The 23,690-nt window shown below is 66.6% G+C and carries 12 protein-coding genes; 9 read left to right on the top strand and 3 right to left on the bottom strand.

Features of this window, described 5'->3' with window-relative positions; translation table 11 throughout:
• Positions 1-82 precede the first annotated feature (82 nt).
• Both ACQPXH_RS14630 and metH read right to left on the bottom strand, forming a co-directional pair.
• Positions 83-1,732: a serine/threonine-protein kinase gene (locus ACQPXH_RS14630; RefSeq protein WP_433602884.1), complete on the bottom strand. Its 1,650-nt coding sequence runs from the start codon at positions 1,730-1,732 to the stop codon at positions 83-85.
• A 423-nt stretch (positions 1,733-2,155) separates the two neighbouring features.
• Complete coding sequence (gene metH, locus ACQPXH_RS14625) at positions 2,156-5,752, bottom strand: methionine synthase (protein ID WP_433602883.1); 3,597 nt, start codon at positions 5,750-5,752, stop codon at positions 2,156-2,158.
• Positions 5,753-5,888: 136 nt separating this feature from the next.
• On the opposite strand from metH, the gene ACQPXH_RS14620 reads away from it, so the two are divergent.
• The 9 genes from ACQPXH_RS14620 (at position 5,889) to ACQPXH_RS14580 (ending at position 23,011) form a co-directional block, all read left to right on the top strand.
• Positions 5,889-6,791, top strand: a complete 903-nt coding sequence (locus ACQPXH_RS14620) for a PAC2 family protein (RefSeq protein ID WP_387293241.1) — start codon at positions 5,889-5,891, stop codon at positions 6,789-6,791.
• A 99-nt stretch (positions 6,792-6,890) separates the two neighbouring features.
• Complete coding sequence (locus tag ACQPXH_RS14615; RefSeq protein WP_433602882.1) at positions 6,891-9,497, top strand: AMP-binding protein; 2,607 nt, start codon at positions 6,891-6,893, stop codon at positions 9,495-9,497.
• A 478-nt stretch (positions 9,498-9,975) separates the two neighbouring features.
• The gene (locus ACQPXH_RS14610) at positions 9,976-11,169 is read left to right on the top strand and encodes an XRE family transcriptional regulator (protein WP_433602881.1); all 1,194 of its coding nucleotides are present in this window, start codon (positions 9,976-9,978) and stop codon (positions 11,167-11,169) included.
• A gap of 47 nt (positions 11,170-11,216) precedes the next feature.
• Complete coding sequence (locus tag ACQPXH_RS14605) at positions 11,217-15,158, top strand: CHAT domain-containing protein (RefSeq protein WP_433602880.1); 3,942 nt, start codon at positions 11,217-11,219, stop codon at positions 15,156-15,158.
• A gap of 61 nt (positions 15,159-15,219) precedes the next feature.
• Entirely contained in the window at positions 15,220-15,432 is a 213-nt protein-coding gene (locus ACQPXH_RS14600) for a hypothetical protein (RefSeq protein WP_433602879.1), read from the top strand.
• Positions 15,422-15,745 carry a type II toxin-antitoxin system PemK/MazF family toxin gene (locus tag ACQPXH_RS14595; RefSeq protein ID WP_433602878.1) on the top strand — a complete coding sequence of 108 codons (324 nt, stop codon included), beginning with the start codon at positions 15,422-15,424 and terminating at the stop codon, positions 15,743-15,745. The genes ACQPXH_RS14600 and ACQPXH_RS14595 overlap by 11 nt, the downstream gene beginning before the upstream one ends.
• Positions 15,746-15,893: 148 nt before the next feature.
• On the top strand, positions 15,894-17,381 hold the full coding sequence (locus tag ACQPXH_RS14590) for a TIGR02677 family protein (protein ID WP_433603456.1): 1,488 nt from the start codon (positions 15,894-15,896) through the stop codon (positions 17,379-17,381).
• On the top strand, positions 17,381-18,796 hold the full coding sequence (locus ACQPXH_RS14585; RefSeq protein WP_433603455.1) for a TIGR02678 family protein: 1,416 nt from the start codon (positions 17,381-17,383) through the stop codon (positions 18,794-18,796). The genes ACQPXH_RS14590 and ACQPXH_RS14585 overlap by 1 nt, the downstream gene beginning before the upstream one ends.
• Positions 18,797-18,799: 3 nt before the next feature.
• Positions 18,800-23,011 carry a TIGR02680 family protein gene (locus tag ACQPXH_RS14580; protein WP_433602877.1) on the top strand — a complete coding sequence of 1,404 codons (4,212 nt, stop codon included), beginning with the start codon at positions 18,800-18,802 and terminating at the stop codon, positions 23,009-23,011.
• A gap of 407 nt (positions 23,012-23,418) precedes the next feature.
• Here the strand turns inward: ACQPXH_RS14580 and ACQPXH_RS14575 are convergent, their stop codons facing one another.
• Complete coding sequence (locus ACQPXH_RS14575; RefSeq protein ID WP_433602876.1) at positions 23,419-23,619, bottom strand: hypothetical protein; 201 nt, start codon at positions 23,617-23,619, stop codon at positions 23,419-23,421.
• Between the last annotated feature and the right edge of the window lie 71 nt (positions 23,620-23,690).

Below are 23,690 nucleotides of genomic sequence, written 5' to 3'. Positions count from 1 at the left end.
CTGTGCCCTCCGTCGCCGCTGTTGCGGCTGTGCCAATGGTTCGCTCGCTTCGCTCCCTCACGTCCCGATTCGTCTCCCTTTCCTAAACGCCCGACGCGGCGATCAGCAATCGCCCGTTGTCCGACGCGACCTGGATCCATCGGTTCTCCGACGAGGTCGAGCCGTTCTTCAGGCTATAGGTAAGCGAAACGACTGCCCGGTTCTCACCGTTCGGTGTGACGGCGCCCACGCTCACCGAACGAATGGTGGACCAGAACTGTGAGTAGGAGCCGAAGCCACCGGTCTGAGCCTGGTACGACGGCGTCAGTTCAGACCACCCGCCCTGCACATTGCCCGGCAGTATCCCGTAGTAGCCGTAAACGAATTGCGAGATCCGGTCCGGCGTAGCCGGACCGAACGGGGTGGTGGTGACGGTCGTCGGCGGTGCGGTGGTCGACGGTTTGGCCGACGAAGTCGGCGTGGTGCTCGGCTGGGTCGTCGGCGCCGCTGTGGTTGTCGGCGCCTGCTGCTCCGGCTGACCCGGTTGGCTCGCGATCGGTGCCTCCGGTCCGGTCTCCGAACTGCTGGTCGCGGAAGTCGGAGTTGTCGAGCCGCCCGCCGTGCCGCCCTTGTCGTCGTTGTTCAGTGACGACATGATGACCGCGACCAGCACCAGCACCGCGACCGCGGCAGCCGCGGCCACCGCGATCAGTCGGCCACGACTTTGCTCGCCGCCGCCACCGCCGGGCAGCGTGCCGCCGGACTTCGGCGGTGCGGGCGGCGGGACGGTGACGGCCGGTGCGGCCGGAGCCCCGAGCGCGACGACCTGCGTTGCGTCTTCCGCGTCACCCGACTTGTTCAGCACGGTGGTCGCATCCCCGCCCGGCGCGGGGAGCACCTTGGTCACCGTCGGTGTGGTCACCAGCGCCGGAGTCCGCCCCGCCGCCACCGCTTCCAGCGCCTCCTTGGCTTCGCGCATATTCGGGCGACCGTCGATCGAGGCGGCCAGCAGCCGCATCAGCACCGGCCCGAGTTCCCCGGCGTGCCGCGGCGGCGGAATCTGCGCCCGCGCCGCAGCGTGCAGAACCGCGAGGGCGTTATCACCCTCACCGAACGGCGGACTGCCCTCGACCGCCGCATACAGCGTGGAGCCGAGCGCGAAGACATCCGAGGCCGGTTCCGGGTTCTCCCCGCGCGCCACCTCCGGCGCGAGGTAGGCGGGGGTGCCCGCCAGGAATCCGGTCGCGGTGACCGTCACGTCGCCGACGGCACGAGAGATGCCGAAGTCGGTGATCTTCACCGTGCCGTCGTCGCCGACGAGCAGATTCGCCGGTTTCACATCCCGGTGCATGATGCCCGCGTCGTGTGCGGCAGCCAGCGCGCCCGCGGCCTGCGCCCCGATGTGGGCCACCTCGGTCGGTGCGAGGGTCCGCTTGCCCGCCAGTTTCGCGGCCAGGCTCGGCGCATCCATGTACTCCATGACCAGCCAGGGCTGACCGTCCTCCTCGGCGACATCGAAGACGGTGATCGCGTTGGGATGGTGTAGTCGCGCGGCGATGCGTCCCTCCCGCATGGCCCGCAGCTTGGCCTCCAGGGCCTGGGACCGGGACAGACCGGGCGCGAGCAGCAGCTGCTTCACCGCGACGGTGCGGCGTAGCCGGACGTCGGTGGCCCGCCACACCACACCCATGGCACCGGTGCCGATCGGATCCGTCAGCCGATACCGTCCAGCGATCAACCGGTCCGCTGTCATGGTGTTGTGCCTCTCCTGCTTGCCGCCGAGCCAATTCCGCACTCCGCGCGTAAGCGGAAATCTTCGAAAATGCTACGCGCCGAAGTCCTTTGCACCCGAATTGCCGCAGGACGTTCACATCCGCCGACTGCCCCGGATGCAGTTGCAACAGTTCCGACTTTGTCACACCCGACCGACATCCATCCACCGACACGCGAACCTGGAGGCGATACCCCAGGTCAGAGGCGCGTGGCCGATCGGATACGCCCGCGCGTCGCAAGCCCTCGTGTCGTCGGCGTCGACATTCGATCTCACATATCACGAGGTAATCAAGGCCGTCACCGCACCGGAAACGCACCGATCGAACGGATTCCGATGGGGTGAGAATCACAACGACGGACCGGTCGGATAACGAATCCCACCCGGAGACAGACTGGTCGGCGCTTACGTGTTGAAGTACTTGGCCTCCGGATGCAGCAACACGAACGCATCGGTCGACTGCTCCGGATGCAGCTGCAACTCCTCCGACAGGACGACACCGATGCGGTCGGCCTCGAGCAGGTCGACCAATTTCGCCCGGTCCTCCAGTTCCGGGCAGGCGCCGTAGCCGAAGGAGTAGCGGGCGCCGCGGTAGCCGAGTTTGAAGTACTCCTGCACATCCGAGGGGTCGGAGTCGGCGATCGAATGCCCTTCCAGCACCAGCTCTTCGCGGACCCGGCGGTGCCAGTATTCGGCGAGCGCCTCGGTGAGCTGGACGCCGATGCCGTGCACCTCGAGGTAGTCGCGGTAGTTGTCCGCCGCGAACAGCTCGTTGGCGAAGTCGGCGATCGGCTGCCCCATGGTGACCAATTGGAACGGCAGCACATCGACCTGACCGGTTTCGCGGGCGCGCTCGCGCGAGCGGATGAAGTCGGCGATGCACAGGAACCGGTCGCGCTGCTGGCGCGGGAAGGTGAACCGGTGGCGTTGCGCCGCATCGGGATTCGGCTCGGTCAGCACGATGACGTCATCGCCCTCGGAGACCGCGGGAAAGTAGCCGTAGACCAGGGCCGCATGTTGCAGTACGCCTTCGGTGGACAACCGGTCCAGCCAGTACCGCAGTCGCGGCCGACCCTCGGTCTCCACCAACTCCTCGTAGCTCGGGCCCTCACCGCCGCGCTGACCGCGCAGCCCCCACTGGCCGAGGAATAGCGCTCGCTCGTCGAGCAGTCCCGAATACTCGTGCAGCGAAACGCCTTTCACTACCCGGGTATCCCAGAACGGCGGCACCGCCACCGGCAGGTCCGCGGCGACATCGGAGCGCGCGGGCACCTCGATCGGCACCTCGGCCGCCTTGCGCTGTTCGGCGATCCGTTTGGAACGCTCGTGCCGCGCCTTGCGCTCGGCCGCCTTCTCGCGTTCCGCGATCGCCTCCGGGCTGTCCGGATCGATGCCGCCGCCGCGCTTGCGGGTCATGATGTCGTCCATCAGCCGCAGGCCCTCGAAGGCGTCGCGGGCGTAGTGCACATCGCCGTGGTAGACCTCCGTGAGGTCGTTCTCGACGTAGGCGCGGGTCAGCGCCGCACCGCCGAGCAGCACGGGGAACTGGTCGAAGACGCCCTTGGCGTTGAGCTCCTCCAGATTCTCCTTCATCACCACGGTCGACTTCACCAGCAGACCGGACATGCCGATGACATCGGCCTTCTTGTCGACGGCGGCGTCGAGAATGGTCGCGATCGGCTGTTTGATACCGAGGTTGACGACCTCGTAGCCGTTATTGGACAGGATGATGTCGACGAGATTCTTGCCGATATCGTGCACGTCGCCCTTGACGGTGGCCAGCACGATACGACCCTTACCGCTGTCGTCGGTGGCCTCCATATGTGGCTCGAGGTAGGCGACCGCCGCCTTCATCACCTCGGCCGACTGCAGTACGAACGGCAGCTGCATCTGGCCGGAGCCGAACAGCTCACCGACCGTCTTCATGCCCGACAGCAGCGTTTCGTTGATGATCTGCAGCGGCGGCACCTCGGTCATGGCGGCATCGAGATCGGCCTCCATCCCGGCCTTCTCACCGTCGACGATCCGGCGTTCGAGCCGCTCGAACAGCGGCAGCGCCGCCAACTCCTCCGCGCGCGAGGCCCGAGACGACGAGGCCGACACACCTTCGAACAGCGACATGAGTTTCTGCAGCGGGTCGTAACCGTCACGACGGCGGTCGTAGACCAGGTCCAGTGCGGTCTCGCGCTGTTCCTCCGGAATGCGGGCGATCGGTAGGATCTTGGAGGCGTGCACGATCGCGGAATCCAGCCCGGCCTGGACGCATTCGTGCATGAATACCGAATTCAGCACCTGGCGCGCGGCCGGATTGAGGCCGAAGGAGATATTCGACAGACCGAGGGTGGTCTGCACCTCGGGATGCTTCTGCTCGAGCTGCCGGATGGCCTCGATGGTTTCGACACCATCGCGGCGCGACTCCTCCTGGCCGGTGCCCAGGGTGAAGGTCAGCGTGTCGATGATGATGTCGCTTTCACGCAGACCCCAGTTGCCGGTGATGTCGGCAATGAGCCGCTCGGCGATCTCCACCTTCTTCTCGGCGGTGCGAGCCTGGCCCTCCTCATCGATGGTCAGCGCGACCACCGCGGCGCCGTGTTCGGCGACCAGCTTCATCGTCTGCTGGAACCGGGATTCGGGACCGTCACCGTCCTCGTAGTTCACCGAGTTGACCGCACAGCGACCACCGAGATGTTCCAAACCGGCCCGCAGGACGGGGGTTTCGGTGGAGTCGAGCATGATCGGCAGGGTCGACGCGGTCGCCAGTCGCGACGCAAGCGCCGACATATCCGTGGTGCCGTCGCGGCCGACGTAATCGACGCACAGGTCGAGCATATGGGCGCCGTCGCGGGTCTGATCCTTGGCGATATCGAGGCATTTCTGCCAGTCCTCGGCGAGCATGGCCTCGCGGAATGCCTTGGAGCCGTTGGCATTCGTGCGCTCGCCGATCATCAGGACGGAGGCGTCCTGTTCGAACGGCACCGCGGTGTACATGCTCGATACGCTCGGCTCGTGCACCGGTTCGCGGCGCGCCTCCAGCGGTGGCAGCGTCGGTTCCACCTCGCGCACCGCCGCCGTGACCTGACGAATATGTTCGGGCGTCGTTCCGCAGCAGCCGCCGACCAGCGCGAGCCCGAATTCGGATACGAAGCCGCGCAACGCGATTGCCAGCTCCTCGGGGGTCAGCGGGTACTCCGCGCCGTTCGCGCCGAGCACCGGCAGACCGGCATTCGGCATGACCGACACCGGAATCGTCGCGTGCCGGGACAGATGGCGCAGGTGCTCGCTCATCTCGGCCGGGCCGGTGGCGCAGTTCAAGCCGATCATGTCGATACCGAGCGGCTCCAGCGCCGTGAGCGCCGCGCCGATCTCACTGCCGACCAGCATGGTGCCCGTGGTCTCCACCGTGACGTGGGTAATGATCGGAATGCGCCGCCCCAGCTGGACCATCGCGCGCTGACTTCCGGTCACCGCGGCCTTGACCTGCAAAAGGTCCTGGCAGGTCTCGATCAGGATGGCGTCCGCACCGGCTTCGAGCATGCCGAGCGCCGCCTCGGTGTATGCATCGCGCAGCGTGGTAAAGGGGGCATGACCCAGTGTCGGCAGTTTGGTGCCCGGCCCCATCGAACCCAGCACGTACCGCGGGGTGCCATCGGCGCTCGGGCCCATCTCGTCGGCGACCTCGCGGGCCAGGCGGGTGCCGCGTTCGGACAGATCGCGAATCCGGTCGGCGATGTTGTAGTCGGCGAGGTTCGGCAGATTGCAGCCGAAGGTATTGGTCTCGACCGCGTCCGCACCGGCCTCGAAGTACGCGCGATGGATACCGCGCAGTACATCAGGGCGGGTGTCGTTGAGGATTTCGTTGCAACCCTCCAGACCACGGAAGTCGTCCAGGGTCAGTTCGGCCGCCTGCAACATCGTGCCCATCGCTCCGTCGCCGATCACGACACGCCGACGGAGCGTGTCGAGAAGGGTGGTATCGAAGGCGACTGGGCTGGACTCAGACATGCGATCAAGCGTAGTGGGCCGCTACGACATGCCGAACCACCGTACCGGTGTCGGGCGCCACACCTGCCCAGACAGATGAACCGAGGGTGCCGCGCCGACTGCGCAAATTCAACACCGCGTGCTCACACGCCGTAGGCTGACCGGGGTGAACTCCAGTGAATCTCCGGTGTCACCCGAGCCGGAACTGCCGACATTGCGGGAACCTGTACTGGTCGCCGCCTTCGAAGGCTGGAACGACGCGGGTGATGCGGCAAGCGGTGCCGTCGAGCATCTGGAACTGATCTGGGATGCCGAGCCGCTGGCCGAACTCGACTCCGAGGACTATTACGACTACCAGGTCAATCGGCCGACGGTACGTCAGGTCGACGGTGTGACCAGGGAAATCCAGTGGCCCTCCACCATGCTCTCGGTCTGCTCGCCGCCCGGCAGCGATCGCGATGTGGTGTTGCTGCGCGGTATCGAACCCAATATGCGCTGGCGCAGCTTCTGCGCGGATCTGCTCGAGTTCATCGAACAACTCGGCGTGCAGACTGTCGTCATACTCGGCGCGCTGCTCGCCGACACCCCGCACACTCGCCCTGTACCGGTCACCGGATCGGCCTATAGTAAGGAAGCCGCTGAGCGGTTCAGCCTGGAGCAGACCCGCTACGAGGGACCGACCGGCATCACCGGCGTGCTGCAGGATCAGTGTGTGAAAGCGGGCGTACCCGCCGTCTCGTTCTGGGCGGCCGTGCCGCATTACGTCTCGCAGCCGCCGAATCCGAAGGCGACCATCGCGCTGCTGCACCGCGTCGAGGATGTGCTCGATATCGAGGTGCCGCTCGGTGAGCTGCCCAAACAGGCCGAGGACTGGGAGACCGCCGTCAACGAGATGACCGTCGGCGACGACGAGATCAGCGAGTACGTGCGCTCGCTCGAGGAACGCGGCGACGCGGCCGTCGATCTCAACGATGCGATGGCCAAGATCGATGGCGACGCGATCGCGGCCGAATTCGAAAAGTACCTGCGCAGGAGGGGTCCGGGCAGCTTCGGGCTGTAATCGGTTCGCGCCGTTGCGGTCCGAGTTCGGACAATTCACCGAAAGTTCGCCATGGGGCCACGTGTAGGTATGGTAAGGCTTGCCATCTAGACTTCCCGGGTGACTATTCACCGGATCGTCGCGCTCCTTCGCGGTTTCGATGACCGGACCGCCGTCCTCTGCTCTCGATCTCCATCGGCGGCCGTCACAGCAGCGGAATCGGTGCCGGATGGTTTGGAGCGGATCACCTATGCGCAGCTGGCGGTACGTGTCGAGGAGTACGCGCGGCAGCTCGGAGCGACCCGGCGCCTCGTCGCGCTCGCAGCGCGCAACGATATCGACTCGCTTGTCGCGTATCTCGGCGCGCTGAGCGCGGGCTGCGTTGTTCTGCTCACCGCGGAGGTCACCAGCGAATTGCTGGATACCTACGATCCCGATGTCGTGATCGATGCGGGCCCCCCGGATATCCGGCGGGTCCGCTCCGCACATCAACTGCATCCGGAGTTGGCGCTGCTGCTGAGTACTTCGGGCTCGACCGGTTCACCGAAGCTGGTGCGGCTGTCCGCGGCCAACCTGATGTCGAACGCGGAAGCCATTGCCGAATATCTGGCCATCGACGCCGATGATCGCGCCGCGACGACTCTGCCGATGTTCTATTGCTACGGACTGTCGGTGGTGCACAGTCATCTGCTGCGCGGCGCGAGCCTGCTGCTCACCGACCGATCGGTCCTCGACGACGAATTCTGGGTCCAGTTCCGTCGCTACGGCGCGACATCTTTCGCGGCGGTGCCGTACACGATCGATCTGCTCGATCGCGTCGGCTTCGCCGAGATGACACTGCCGAGCCTGCGGTACGTCACCCAGGCGGGCGGGCGCCTGGCACCCGAGCGGGTCCGCGACTACGCCCGGCTCGGCAAGCGGGCGGGCTGGGACTTCGTCGTCATGTACGGCCAGACCGAGGCGACCGCGCGAATGGCCTATCTGCCACCGGAATTGGCCGCCGAACATCCGGACTGCATCGGCAAGCCGATTCCCGGCGGCCGATTCACCCTGGAGCCGGTGCCGGATACCGATGACCAGGAGCTGGTCTATCACGGGCCCAACGTGATGCTCGGCTATGCCGACGGCGCACGCGATCTCGCCCTCGGCCGCACGGTCGCATCGCTGCGCACCGGCGATCTGGCCCGGTGTACACCCGAGGGCCTGTACCAGGTGGTCGGCAGGCGCAGCCGGTTCGCCAAGATCTTCGGCCTGCGCATCGATCTGCAACGGCTCGAATCCGGTTTGGCCGCAGCCGGTTTCACGGCCTGCTGCACCGATGGTGACGACCAGTTGGTCGTCGCGGCCGAATCTCCGGTGGAATCGCTCGCCGCGATCGCCGCCGAACTGTCCGGTCTGCCGGCCGCGGCGATTCGCGCCCGCGCGGTCGAGGAAATGCCGCGCCTGCCCAATGGCAAGCCCGACTATCCGGCGATTCGCCGACTCGCCGCACCCGAACCCGAACTGCCGCCACGCGATATCCGCGCGCTCTACGCCATTGCCCTCGGCATCGATCCGGCCCGGATCCGGCCGGACAGCACCTTCGTCGATCTCGGCGGTAACTCGCTGACCTACATCACCACCTCGACCCGCCTCGAGCGCGCACTCGGGCGACTGCCCGCGAACTGGCCGGACTTGACCGTCGCCGAACTCGAGCGAGTTCCAGACGGCCACCGGGCATTCGGTCGCACGGTGGACACCCCGACCTTGTTGCGCGCCGCCGGGATCGTGCTCATCGCCAGCTCGCATATCGGCATGTTCGTGCACTGGGGCGCGGCACATATCCTGCTCGGTGTCGCCGGATTCAACTTCGCCCGCTTCGCCGTGACCATGTCCCCGCGCGCCGAACGGCTGCGGCACGCACTGCACACGGTGGCGCTCATCGCGATTCCGACCGCCGGCTGGGTGGCGCTCACACTGCTGTTCACCGACTATTACAGCTGGCAGAACGTGTTGCTGCTCAACAAGATTCTCGGACCGCGCGACAGCGACACCGCGGGGCATCTGTGGTTCATCGAGGTGCTTGTGCTGTTCATGGTTGTGTCGGCGCTGTTGGTGCGGGTGCCGTTCATCGATACCGTGCAGCGGCGCGAGCCGTTCTGGTTCGCTATGGGGCTGGTCGGCCTCACCATGGTGTTCCGGCTCTGGTCGTTCGGGCTCTATCCGCCCAAGGATGTACCGTTCTCGCCGCTGGCCTGCTGGTTCTTCGCTCTCGGATGGGCCGCCGCGAAGGCTACGGCGATCTGGCAGCGGCTGCTGGTGAGCGGGGTGCTGCTGATCTCGGTGCACGGCTACTTCGGCGTTCCCGATCGGGAGCGACTGGTGATGTCCGGGCTGCTGTTGCTGATCTGGCTGCCCGCGGTCCGCGTGCCCGCCCTGGTGGCGGGTGTCGCGGCGCTACTGGCCGACAGCTCGTTGTTCGTCTATCTGCTGCACTGGCAGGTCTATCCGCCATTCGGGCAACACCATGTCGCGGCGCTGCTCGCATCTCTCGCAGCCGGTGCGGTCGCGACCTGGCTGGTGGCGAACCTGCGCCGCAGATCAGTCCTGGTGCACAGCTTCTTCGCGAAGAGCATCGTCTGGAAGCGCACAGCTCTCGACGGTCCACACCTGCGCCGCCGCATCCTGGGCCAGCTTCGCGAGCAGAATGTCTCGCGGAATAGTCTGGCCGGCAAAGTGATCGAGTGACGGCACCACCACGTGATGCGCGTCCGCCCGCTTGAGCTCCTGGGTCAACTCGGCGAACGCCGTGCCGTCACCGGAGGTCGATTCATGGAACGTCGCGGCGAAGCAGAGTCCTTCCTCGCGAGCGAGGCTGCTCATCGCATCCTCGAGCTCTGCACTGTGGCCATCGGCCAGATCGTCACGCAAGTATCCATAGATCAACGCTTCCACCCGAACCTCCGTTGGATTGGGGATCTCGCTGTTCTCTTATGTGGATCACCCCCGTCGCCGAGGGGCATTGCGCACTTGCAAGAGCAGATGTCCTTGAGATTTGAAGCGTGGCAAATCTTCCGCGCCCATATCCATCATGTAGGACGCAAAACTGCGACTGCAGGTGTCAACCCAGTGACATCTGTATGCCCTATCCGGGCCATTGAGCGTTAACTGGTGCGATACTACAGACGTGGCCGCTGGAGACGATCGACCCGTCTGGGCTGTCCGAATGCGCTCCGAACGTGATGCGCGGGGGTGGTCCCAAGCCGACGCCGTCCGTGTGATGCGCGCGAAGTCTTCGCACAACCTGCCGACGGACAGTACCCTGCTACGCAATTGGCGACGCTGGGAGTCGGGCGAGTCGCGTCCGGACGATTTCTACGCCCCTATCATCGCGGCCGCATTCGATACGGTGACGGCCGCGTTCTTCCCGAAGAATCGTCCCAATCGCGACGATGAACTGCTCTCGGCAACCGGGATGGACACCCTCGAATTCATCGGCAGGCTAAGGATGTCCGACGTTTCCTCGGCCACACTCGATGCCATCCGCATCACCGCGGAGCGGCTGTGCTGCGAATATCCATTCGCCGATCCGCACGATCTGCATACCGAGGGCACATCCTGGTTGCGCCGCATTACCTCGCTGCTGGACGGACGACTGACCCTGGCACAGCATCGCGAAATCCTCGTACTGGCCGGTTGGGTTGCTCTACTGGTCGGTTGCGTGGACTACGATCTCGGTCGGCGCACCACCGCGGAAGCCACTCGCCGCGCGGCCTATTCGCTCGGCCAGGAAGCCGAGCATGCCGAGATCACCGGCTGGAGTGCGGAAATGGCGGCCTGGTTCGCGCTGACCCAGGGCAACTATCGGGGTGCGATCGAGGCAGTCGACCCAGCATTGACAACCAGCGGCAAACTGGGTGTCGGTGTCCAGTTATGCGCACAACGTGCGAAGGCCTGGGCCCGCCTTGGTGATCGGCGCGAGGTGGAAGCATCGCTGAACCGAGGGCGAGCTATTCTCGAGCGACTCGACCATCCGACCAATCTGGACAACCATTTCGTGGTCGATCCGCAAAAGTTCGACTTCTACGCCATGGACTGCTGTCGGGTCGCGGGTGAGGATCCGCTCGCGGAATCCTATGCGCGCGAGGTCATCCGCCACTCGACCCGGGCCGACGGCACGATACGCAATCCGATGCGGGTGTCGGAGGCACATCTGACCCTCGCGGTGGTCGCGGTCCGCAACCGCGATCTGGAGCTCGCACTGGACGAGGGCATGCGGGCCTTCGCGGGCAAGCGCCGGTCGCTGCCATCGCTGATGTGGATCGCGGGCGAGGCTGCGCGCGAAATCATCGAGCATTATCCAGGCGATCCGCGCACCCGGGTGTATCTGGATCAGTTGCGGACCTTGTCCTGCGAGTGATCATTTCGGCGTACGTTTGACTCATCGCCGGCGGTAAGGGATGGGCGATGAATCGGGTTCGCGTCATTGTGCGTCGCGATGCGAACGAATCGCTACGCACCACAGTGTTCGAGGCGGGTGCGCCCATCGGTGAACGGGTAGCGCCACTGCCCGATCTGGTGGCGTGCGCGTGGGATATGGTGGGCGGCCAACCGGAAACGGTGCGTCGAGCGGTCGTTCAGATCGGCACTGCCCTGCGTGACGCACTATTCGAGCCACACGCGATCCGGCAGCTGACGCGGCTCGTCGACGGCTCCGATACCGAGGTCGTCTTCGATGTCGACGACGAGACGATGCTGCTCCCCTACGAGATGCTGGTACTCGCCGACGATATGCCGCTGGCCATGCGGCCGACCGCAGCCATCTCCCGCAGGCATTCGGGAAACGGGCAGCTTACCCCTGTGCCGGCACCGGGGCCGTTGAAAGTCCTCGCCGCGGTCGCCGCGCCGACCGAGACCCGCACGGCCAATGTGGCATTGGATGTGGAAGCCGAGATGCAGGCGATCCTCGACGCGGTCGCACAGGTGCCGACCGCGAATGGGGGTGGCGTGCGCATTCTGGAAGTCGCTTCGCTGCAACAGATCACCGCCGCACTGCGGGCCGAGGAGTTCCATGTACTGCATCTGAGTGCGCACGGGTCGGCGACGATTCTGGAATTGGAGGATGAGGACGGCGATCCGGATGTCATCGAGGCCGCGGATCTCATTGCCGCGCTGCGTGCTTCGGAGCGGGCGCTGCCGCTGGTGGTGTTGTCGAGTTGCGGCAGTGTCGACGGTGGGCCTGCCGGGTTGGCGCGCACACTGATCAGCGGGGGTGTCGAGCGGGTGCTCGTCATGCAGACGCGGGTGTCGGACCGGTATGCCACGCTGTTGGCGAAATCGTTCTACGCCATGCTGTCCGCGCATCCGGCCGGGTCGGTCGCCTTCGCATTGGGGCAGGCGCGCCGGGCCATCGAGCAGGAGCGGCTCGCCGACGGCGCATCGGTTCCGCCCGAATGGTTCGTGCCGACGCTGCTCACCGGCGTCGCGGACCGGCCGCTCTGGCATCCGACGGCATCGCCGCGGCCGCTCGGACGCCGGACACAAGCGCCGAGCGGTGCGACGGTGCGTGAGTTGCCGGTCGGATATCTGATCGGTCGTCGTGGGCCGGTGCGCGATATCGTCCGGATGCTCGACTCGTCGCGTGGGCGACCGGGGGTGGTGATCACCGGCATGGGCGGGCTCGGGAAGACGGCGGTGGCCGGTCGGGTGGCCGCGCGTATGCGCGAGCGCGGCTGGCACATAGCCGAACATGTGGGGCAATGGAATCCGTCCGCATTGTGCGACGCGGTCCGCACGGCGATCGAGGACGACCCGGCATTGCGCACGGTGTCGGACGCGCTCGCCCGCGACCGCGGGGAGCAGGCGCTGAAGCATGTCCAGCGGCTGTTGGCGGGGAGCCGGGTGTTGTTGCTGTTCGATGATTTCGAACAGAATCTGACCCGACCGGGCGGTGCCGAATTCCTCGATCCCGGTTTCGCCGAACAGTTTTCGCAGTTGTGCCGGGTTGCCGGCACAGGCCGATTACTGGTCACCTGTCGCTATCCCGTTCCCGGCGGTCTCACCGAGGTCGGCCTGACTCCGCTGAGCCCCGCGGAGTTGAAGCGAATGTTCCTGCGGCTGCCCCAGATCAGCGGTTTACGCGTGGACGAGCAGCGGCTGGTCGCGCGGACGATCGGTGGACACCCGCAGCTGATCGAATTCGTCGACGCGCTATTGCGTGGGGGCGACGGCACATTGCGACCGGTCGGTGAACGGCTGCGCCGGTTGGCCGACGAACACGCCGTCGATCTCGGCCAGGACCGGACGCTGTCCGAGAGCCTCGATACCGCGGTGGTGCTCGGCACCCGCGACATCCTCGTCGACGCGCTGCTCGACCTGCTCGATGCATCCGAGCGCGAACTGCTGCTACAGATTTCGCTCTCGCGGACGCCGCTGCGCGATCTGGATATCTCCCATACCCGCTTCGGTGCCGACGCGACGCGAGACCAGCGCCGCGAAGTGATGGCGGCCATCGATACGTTGCTCAGGCTGACGCTGTTGACCACCGATGACGACCGATATCTCGTGCACCCGTGGGTCGCCCAAGCCCTCGATGCCCACCAGGGCACTGATCGTATACTCCGCCACAACCGCGCCCACGCGATGCGGATGGCCCGAATCTCGGCTGGTTTCCGGGACTTCGACGACTACAGCGAGGCGTGCGGACATCTCCTGGCCGCGGGTCGGTACGCGGAACTCACCGAACTCGCCATCCCCTTCTGCCGCGAGTTGGACCAATTGCAGGTCGCCGCCCTGCTCGGCGAGATCATGCCCACAATGCCGACCGAAACTCCCGGCTATCTCGAGCTCGGTGCGCGCGAAGTGCGCGCGCTGCGCCGGACCGGGAACCTCGGTGCCGCAACCGATCGCCAGCGTGCGCTGGTCGAGGTGCAGCGGGCCCGCGTGCAATCGGCCTCGGGCAGTGCCGATGCCCGACGCGCGCTGGTCATCGGGCTGGACACGCTCGGTGAACTCGCGATGCTGGCCGGAAATCTCGGCACGGCGCGCGAGCACTACAGCCGATCCCTGCGCACCGCACGGCATCTCACGAATACCCACCCGCACAATGTCGATATGCAACAGGTGCTCAGCCGCGCGCTGGAGAGCCTCGGCGATATCGCCGTGCGCACCGGTGATCTCACGGCCGCCCTCGCCCACCACACCGAGGCACTGGCCATTCGACGCTCCCTCGCCGACAACGACCCCACCCGCGCGGACCTGCACCGCGACCTCGCCAATGCCTGCACCCGACTCGGCGACCTGGCGGTGCTGACCGCCGATCTCGACGGCGCACATTACCTCTACACCGAATCGCTCACGCTGCACGGCGGTCTCATCGAATCCGGCCCCGACGCCGTCGAGTCCCGCCGCGGCCTGGCCATCGCGCACGGCAAACTCGGTGACCTCGCCATGCGCGCGGGGCACGGCGAGACCGCGAGCAGGCATTACTTCGAAAAGCTGCGCATCAGTGCCGAACTCTCGCTGGCCGATCCGGGCGATACCGAGATCACCCGCGATGTCGCCATTGCCATGCAGCAGATCGGCGACACCTCATTGCTGTACGAAACTCCCGAGGATGCGTTCACCTTCTTCACCGAATCTCTGGCCATCCACCGCGAACTCGCCGAGAAGGATCCCGGCAATGCCGAATACCACCGCGATCTCGCCATCGCACTCAACCGATCCGGCGATGTGGCACTGCGACTCGGCGAACTCACCACGGCCTCGACCCACTACACCCAAGCCCTCGCCATCCACCGCGGCTTCGCCGACGCCGACCCTGGCAATGCCCGAAATCAGCGCGACCTCAGCATCTCCCATGACAAACTCGGCGACTTGGCCGTCCGCACCGGCGATTATCTGGCCGCCGACCACCACTACACCCAATCCCTCACCCTCGCAAAACAACTCGCGACCGCCGACCCCACCAATACCGAAAAGCAGCGCGACCTGAGCATCTCGCACCATCAACTCGCCAGGGTCGCCGCCGCGACCGGCGCCTTCACTCTCGCCTTTCGCCACAACACCGAGGCACTCACCATCGCCCGCCGCTTGGCCACCGCCGACCCCGAGAATCTGCAACTGCGCCGCGATGTCGGTCTGATCCTGTGGGCGATCGGGGATGCCGCCGAACGCGAACACGATTACGACACCGCCGTCGAGGTCTACCGCGAGGCCCTCGCGATCGCCCGGGACATCCTCGAAACCGATCCGGCCAGCCCCCGCGCCCTCCGCGATATGGAATTCGCCTTGGCCAACTTGGGGCGCGTGGTCGACATCGTCGACGCGAACCCGCTGGGGTCGACCCGCATCGATGCCCTGCTCGAACAGGGGAAGACATTCCTCCGGCGCCTCCTGCCGCCGGCGTAATTCCCCAGGTAGTGGCCCTCTCTGTAGCACTAGGTGCGCTGTCCGCTGTAAAGTCTGCTGTATGACGGTGCGCCTGAATATCTCGATGGACGACGATCTCGCGGCCCGTCTCCGTGCGGCATCCGACGATAAGCTGAGCGACTACATCGCCAAGGCCGTGCGCAGGCAGTTGCTCGAGGATGAACTCAGGGCACTGCCGGACAGCACCGGGACCGAATGGGTCAAGGACGCCGAGCAGAGCGCCGAACAAGTATTGTTCGGCCGTGCCAGCTGAACCCACGCACCAAGGCCAGATTTGGAATCTCGTCAGCCGGATCTCCGGGCGTCGCGCGACGGTGGTGATCGTGGATTCCGATGTGGTGATTCGGCAGCGGCCGATGTTGGTCGCCGCGCCGGTGCGTGAGGCTCGCGAAGTTCCGTCACGCCATCAATTGCTCACCGTCGCAATGCCGGAGAGTTCGCACGTGATCGCGCTCTACGACATCGCCATCGTGCCGAAGGACAGTCTCACCGAGCAGATCGGCGATCTGACCTCGGAGGTGCTCGAGCAGGTAAAGATCGGGCTGCGGGCCCGATTCGACCTGTGAGTCATGGCGAACAGGGGCAAACCGGACGCGGCCACGCCGAATGGGGGTCGGTCTCGACACCCGCGACCGACCCGCTACTACCCTGTTCCCGGTGACCGACTCCGTTGACGGCCTGCCGTATGCCGCGCCCGCGCTATGGGATGAGCGGTTGCGGCTGTTCTCATTCGCCACGGCCGAGAAGCGCGCGGAGTATCTGTGGGTGCTGCGGGCGTTCGACAATGCGCGCGCGGCGTATGTGGTGTTGCTGCACGCCGACGATGTCGCGACCTGGATCGAGCGCAGTTCGGCCGATGCCCCGCAGCTGACCGGCGCGGAGATCGGGCCGCTGTTGGATCAGCTGCACCAGTGGGGTGTGGTCGAGCGCAGCTATGACGGCACGCGCGCCGCGACGCTCGCGGAATATCGGAATCGGCACTACGTCTATCAGCTGACACAGGCCGGATTCAAGGCATATCGGGCGGTCGCGGGTGTGCTCGAGGCGCGGCTGGACGAGGCGGCGCTGTCGCGACTGGTGCTGCCCGAACTGCTCGCGGATCTCAATACCCTCGCCGAGGCGAACAAGGCAGGTGATGCGGAGCGGGTGTACCGGACGCTGCGCCGCCTGGATGCCGCACTCTCGGATATGGCGGCGCGGGCCGCGCACTTCTACCTCTCGCTCGGCGATATGGTCCGCACCACCGAGATCACCCCGGAGTCGTTCCTGGCGCACAAGGACGCGCTGCTCGCGCACATGCGCGAATTCAGCATGGATCTGGCGCGTTTCGCGCCGCGCCTGGCCGCGGCAATCGGTGAGATCGAGCAGACCGGCGTCGCGGAACTCATCGAGCGGGCGGCGCGCTGTGACGAACGGTTGCTGCTGAGTTCGGCCGAGCGACAAGCGGATTGGCGGGCGCGCTGGCAGGGGCTGCGGACCTGGTTCGTCGCGACGGCCTCCGATGTTCCCGGCGAATCGTCGGCCACCGAGGCGGATCGGCTGCGGGAGGCGACCATGAGCGCCATTGCCGCCGTGCTGTCGCTGCTGCGGCGGGTCACCGATTCACGTAAGGGCGGGGTGAGTCGCGAATCGGCGCTGCGGCACCTCGCGGGCTGGTTCACCGCCGCACCGACCGCCGACAGCGCGCATGCACTTTTCGATGCCGTCTTCGGTCTCGGCAGGCCACGCCACATTTCGCTGGAACATCCGGATGCGGACCTGATTCCGGCAATCCGCTCCTGGTGGGAGGCACCGCCATTGGAGATCTCGCGCACCCTCGCCGAAACGGGCAGGCCGCCGCAGGCCGGAGCCCCCGCCCGAATTCAACGCAATGATGCGGGAATTCGCCGACTCCGCGAGGCACAGCTCGACGCGCAGCGCGCCCGCGCCGAGGCCGCCGAATCCCTGGCTGCCGCCTCGGTGCACGAGCGCGTCCTTGACGAACGGGAGACCGAGGTGCTGCTGCGCCTGCTCGACGCCGCGTCCACCGCCTGGGTTCCGGTGAGCGGCCGCGTCGAGGGCACCACCGGCATGGATAGCGGTGTCACCCTGACCGTCTCCGAACATCCGGGTTCGACGGTGATCCGCACCGCACGCGGGCTACTGCATTTGAACAACCGCCGCCTCGAGGTGAAGCAGTCGACCCGCGGGCGGCGCGCATGATCAACGCCCGCCGCATCGATTCGCTCGCACTCGACAACTATCAGCGTGCCGCCCGCGTAATCCTGGCCAACCACCTGGTCACCCGGACCTATCCGGACCGGATCGCACTGCCGCTGATCCGGCGCTGGGCCACCGAACTGCGCGAGGATCTGGCCGAATTGTTCGGCTACCGGCTCGAGGTCACCGAAACGACGGCCCGAGTCTTCCCGGTCATCGATCGACTCGATTCGGGCAAACCGGCCCGCTCCGTCACCGAGCGCGTCTTCGACCGTCGTCGCTACGCCTATCTGGCCTTGGCGCTGGCAGCCCTCGGCCGCGCCGGCGATCAGATCACATTGTCGGAGTTGGCCGATCAGGTCGCCGCCTTTACCGGCCGGGTCGACGGCCTCGAACTGTCACCCGACCGCGCCGCCGATCGCGATGCCTTCGTCGATGCCGTCGGCTGGCTCGCGCATCGGGGTGCGCTGACTCTGGCCGATGGTGATGCGGGTGGCTGGGCCGCTGATCCGGAGGCGGGTGAGGCGCTATACGACATCGACCGGCCGGTGGTTTTCGCGCTGTTCCGACCGCCGCGCGCGCTGCAGCATCTGCACAGTGTCCGTGGTCTGTTGACCGAGGCTGCGCTCGCGCACGGTCCGGCCGCGAATGCGCAGGCCGCCGATGCGGCGCGGCGGGTGCGGCGCAGTCTCGTGGAGCGTCCGGTGGTGTACGCCGAGGATCTGGCATACGACGAACGACCGCTGTTGCTGCAGGATCGGGTGGTCGCCGATGTCGAACAGTTCACGGGGCTGCGGGCCGAACGCCGCGCGGAGGGCGTCGCATTGATCGATGTTTCCGGGCGTCTCTCCGATGTCCGTTTTCCGGGCACCGGCACATTGGCGCAGGTGGCGCTGCTGCTGGTCGGTGAGATCGCCGACCGTGTCCTGGACATCGACAATCCGGTACCGGTGCGTCCCGGCGCACCCGATCCCGCCGTCGCCCTTGCCGAGCAGCTCGACGGCGCCATCCCCGAGTCCACCGTATTCGTACCGCTCGCCGATCTCCCATCGACCGATCCCGAAGTGGTGGAAGAGGTTTCGGATCCCGATGCGGAGGCGATGGCGTATGTGCGCGCGAGGTACCCGTTCGTCGAAGCGAGCTGGGTCGGCGAGACCGTGCAGGCGCTGACCGACCGCTACGGTGTCACCTTCGCCGCGCAGTGGCAGGCGGATGTGCCCGGGCTGGCCAGAGAGGTCACCGCCCTGCTGGAGCGACTGCGGCTGGTCCAGGTGGTCGAAGACGGTCTGATAATTCTGCCCGCACTGGCTCGCTACCGCGGTGCGGTCGTCACTGTCCGCACCAGGCGGGCCGCCGAATTGTTCGTCACCGCCTCGGACACGCTCAGGGCCGACAGCGTTGGTACGGAAGGGATTTAAACCATGTCGCTCATCCATGGCGGAGTGCGGTTCGTCCCGACCCGCGCCGGCATCATCAATCTGTGGGATTACCGCGACCAGGAATACTGCTTCGCCGACGGCAGGCTGGTATTGCGAGGACCCAACGGTTCCGGTAAGACCAAGGCGCTCGAGGTGCTGTTCCCATTCGTGCTCGACGGCCGGATCGAACCACGCAGGCTCAATCCGTTCGCCGGTGAAGAACGCACCATGAAGTCGAACCTGTTGTACCGCAAGCAGGAATCCGCGTATTCGTATGTGTGGATGGAGTTCGCGCGCGGTAAATGGGACGACCCCGAGGTCGTCACCATCGGCATCGGTATGCGCGCCACCCGGTCCTCCGACAAGGTGACCCGCTGGTACTTTGTCGCCGACGGCCGTGCCGGCGTCGACTTTTCGCTCATCGGGCCCGACGATCGGCCGCTGACCCGCAAGCAGTTGGCCGAGCAGATCGGGACCGACGCCATTGTCGATCGACCGGTCGAGTATCGCAATGCGATCGACGCACGCATGTTCGGTCTCGGCACCCAGCGCTATGACCAACTGATCAATCTCATCCTCACGCTGCGCCGTCCCCAGCTCGCGAAAAACCTTGATCCGCGCGGACTTTCGCAGGCACTCACCGATGGTCTGCGCCCGCTCGACGAGCAGCTGATCCTGGACGCGGCGCGTTCGTTCAGCGATATGGAGGAGGTCGGGCGCACCCTGGAGGGGCTGGTCCACGCCGACACCGCCACCAGGTCGTTCGTCCATGTGTACGGTAAATACCTTGCGGTACAGGCGAAGACCGATGTCGATCAGGTACGGACCCGACTCGATGCGGTGACCCACGCCAGCACCGCACTGTTCGCCGCCACCGCACTGCGCGAACGTCGCGAGGGCGAACGCACCGCCGCCGAGGCGCGCGCCGCCGATGCCGACCGCGCCTACGAACAGGCACTCTCCGACCGGGAAACTGTGCAGCGCTCCAGCGCCTACGAGGGCAAACAGCAACTCGACGATCTCGCCGACGCGGTGCGCCGCCTGGAGACCTCGGCGGGTGTGCACAAGGATAAGGCGCTCGCGGCCAGGCAAACCCTCGATCAGCGCGGTCAGGAGGCCGAACGCGCCAAGGCGGCGGTACAGAATGCGGCCGCCGCGCTCGCCCGCGGCGAGGACGAATTGCGGGCTGCCGCCGAAGAGGCGGGCATTACCTGGGCTGGATCGGCCGACCAAGCCCGTGGCGATCAGCTGACCGCCGCGGTTCGTGGACATGCCGAGGAACGCGACGCCGACGTGCGCGCGGTGCGCAACGCGCTCGGTCTGATGGATTCCGCTACGGCCGAACGGAATCGGGCCGAACAGCTGGCCGAACGGGCTCGGGCGCTGCGCGAATCGGCCGCCGCCGAGGTCTCGGCCGCCGAGGCGGCCGTTGTGCTGGCGCGCACCGAAGCCGCCGGTGCACTGCGCGCCTGGTGGGATGCGCATCGAGAGGTGTACTCCCCCATTCAGAAAGGCCTGTTCGAAGCGCTCGACACCGCACTGGCCGCTGCCGGCTCCGATGAGGCGGCCGGTGTGGCCGAGGTTTTGGCCGAACGCGCCGAACCGCTGCTCGACGACATCCGCGCCCGCCGTCAGGAAGCACGCGCCACCGCCGCGCTGGCCGGTGACCGGCTGGTCGAACTCGATGCCGAACGCGAGGAGGTCGCGGCCCAGCGTGACGAGGCCCCGCCGGTTTCGGCCGCTCGCGCGCGGAATGCGCAAGGCCGTCCGGGTGCGCCCCTGTGGCGACTGGTCCGTTTCGCTGATTCCGTGACACCAGCGCAGGCCGCGGGCATCGAGGCCGCTCTGCACGCCGCGGACCTGCTCGACGGTTGGGTCTGCGCGGAATCCGAACGGCCGGAGTACACCTCCGACCAGTTCCTGGTTCCATTGCCTACCTCGGCGCGGCCGTCCGGGCGCACGCTGGCCGATGTCCTTGTCGTGGAGGATGATTCGGCCGATCTCACGGTGCCGAAACAGGTCATCGCAGGCGTCCTGGCCTCCATCGCCCTGTACGACGAGGACTCCGACCTCGGCGCCGGAGTCGGCGTGAGCACCACCGGCGGTTTCCGCCAGGGCATTCAGGTTGGCCGCCACCACAAACCCGATGCCGAATTCATCGGCGCGACCGCCCGCGCGAAGCGCCGGGAAATCCGGCTCGCCGAGTCGGCCGCCGCAATCGAGTCCACCGAGGAGACACGGCGGCAGGCACAGGTCGCCGAGTCGGCAGCGAGCGCCGAATTGGCGCGAATCTCCGCCGCCGCCAAGGCACTACCGCGTCCCTCGGCCGTCACCGCCGCCCTGCGCTCGGTTTCGGAAGCCGCCGGCATGATGCGCTCGCGCTCCGAGGCCGTCGCACAGGCCGAACACGACCTCGATCAAGCGGTCGCTGAGGCGTCGACCGTCGAGAAGAAGCTGCGCTCGGTCGCCCAGGCGCACCGCACACCGCGCGATGCCCGCGAGATCGATGCCCTCGCCGCCGCCATCCGGCACTTCGAGAACACCGGAACGGGCCTGTTGCGCTTGCGTGCCGACCACGAACGGGAGCGCGAACGCGAACGCGAGGGTTCGGACCGCTTCGACGAGGCCCGCGATCTGGCCGAGGCCTTCGCCGAAGAGGCCGAGGCCGCCGATGCGGGCTACCAGGAGCAGCTGCGCAAACTCGAAACCCTGCGCGAGGCACTCGGCGCGGGCGCCGCCGATATCGATCGCGAACTCGAACAGGCACGCGCGAAGATCGAGGCGACGCGGGCCGAGCAGAAGGCCGCACGCAAGGCGGCAAATGAGGCGATCGAGGCGGTCGGTGACGCGGAGGCGGCCTACCGCACCGCGCACGAGTCGCTCGGTACCGCGCTCACCGAGGTCCTCGCCGATGTGAAAGCCCTTGCGCCCTACGCCCAGCCGGATCTGCTCACCCTGCTCGGCGCACCTGCCGACAGCCGCTGGCCGAGCAGCGATGCCGCCTGGTCGACGCCCGAACAACTGCTCTACCGCATTTCGGCGGCAGGGCCGCAGGTCGAACCCCAGGTGCTGCCGGATGAGGTAGCCGAACTCTTCGTCAATTTGACCGCCGCAACGTCGTCCGTGCGGGCGGGTGAGGCGGCCCGCAAATCCACGCGCAGTGCGGTGACCTCCGCACTCCAGGAATTCGATGCCGCGCTGGCCGCTTCCGGCCGCGACTACCGGCTGCAATGGGATGCCGCGGACGGCCTGACAGTCGTTCAGGTACAGGATGACAACGGGCTGTCGGCCCTCGCGGATTTCGCCACCCGCATCGACGCCGCCCGCCGCGACCAGGAATTGCTGCTCACCGACGCCGAACGCCGGATCCTCGAGGACGCACTGCTCACCGGCCTGGCGCAGCAGATCCATGAGCGCACCAGAGATGCACGCGATCTCATCGCCCGCATGGGTGCGGAAATGAAGCAGCGCCGCATGTCCTCGGGCAATACCATCGGCGTGCACTGGGTGCTGTCCGATTCACTCTCGGATGCGGCCCGGGCCATGTGCAAGCTGTTGGATCGCGACGCCTCCTCGCTCGTCGCCGATGATCTGGCGGCCATCCGCGCGCACTTCGCCGCCGAGATCCGGGCCGCGCGTGCCGCGCATCCGGAGCGTTCCTACCCCGAAATCCTGGGTGCGACACTGGACTACCGGACCTGGCGGGTGTTCTCCTTCACTCTCATCTCCGCCGACGGCAGCGAGGACAAGCTGACGGTGGCCAGGCACAGTGCGCTCTCCGGCGGTGAGCAGTCGGTCTCGCTGCATCTGCCGCTGTTCGCCGCCGCGCACGTCATGCTCGACTCGGCCGATCCACAGGCGCCGCGACTGCTCGCGCTGGACGAGGCGTTCGCCGGTGTCGACGACAACGGCCGCAGCGAATTGCTCGGCCTGAGTGTGCAATTCGACCTCGACCTGTTCATGACCGGCTACGACCTGTGGATCACCTACCCGCATGTCCCCGGCTGCGCGCATTACGATCTCGCGCATTCGGCCGCCGAGAGCACCGTCAGCGCAACGCTGCTGGTGTGGGACAGCGGCGATCTGCTCGCCGAACACGATGGGACCGATCTCACCACCGCGCTCGGCTCCCCCAACCGCCGCCGCGTCCCGAACTCGATCGAAGGCGGGCTGGCGCTGGACAATATGCCGGGCAGCCCGGCACCGGTCGGCTGAGCCACACACCCGGCCGATTCGTGCTCGGTCGCGGCACGGCCCGAACAGATGCGCGCCCGCCGCCGGAACGCTGACGTCGTTCAGCACTTTCGCGGCCGGCTTCGGCGCACGACCGATCGGCGGTATGCTCTTCGGCCACTTCGGTGATCGCCTCTGGGCGCGCCTACCGCTCACACCGCACCGTCGATCACCGCTGGCAACACACCGGCGAACGCGAGGACACGGTGCTGTCCGAACGGACGTCATTCACATAGCTTTCCACATATTCACAGCACAAAAAATCACCAATGTCCGAAACATCCTGTGCCACGCCCGATTTGTCGCAGCGGAAATCCGTCTGTCCACAATCTATTCCAGTGTTGTGGATCACGATCAACAATCCCCAGCAACCCCCGAGAAACCGGAAACTACCGCGCCTTCACGAGTTTCACGACCTCGCCGGAATCCCCACCGTCGACGAATTCGACCCACACGCGATCCCCGGTATGCAGTGGCGCATAGGACTCGATCACCGCATCGCGCACCACGAACTCCTCGCACGACTCGGTCGTCACGACCCCGAAACCGCCGTCCCGATCGGCAACCCAGCGCCCCACGATCGCCCACATGCGACGCGACCCTATTGCATCGCAAGCCTTTCCGCTGCGACACGAGCGCCCCACAGATGCAGAACGGGCAG

It is taken from the genome of Nocardia sp. CA-135953 (genome assembly GCF_050955735.1).
Lineage (GTDB): Bacteria > Actinomycetota > Actinomycetes > Mycobacteriales > Mycobacteriaceae > Nocardia.
The sequence above is the reverse complement of the archived record's forward strand: the minus strand, read 5'-3'. Positions and strand labels throughout refer to the sequence as shown.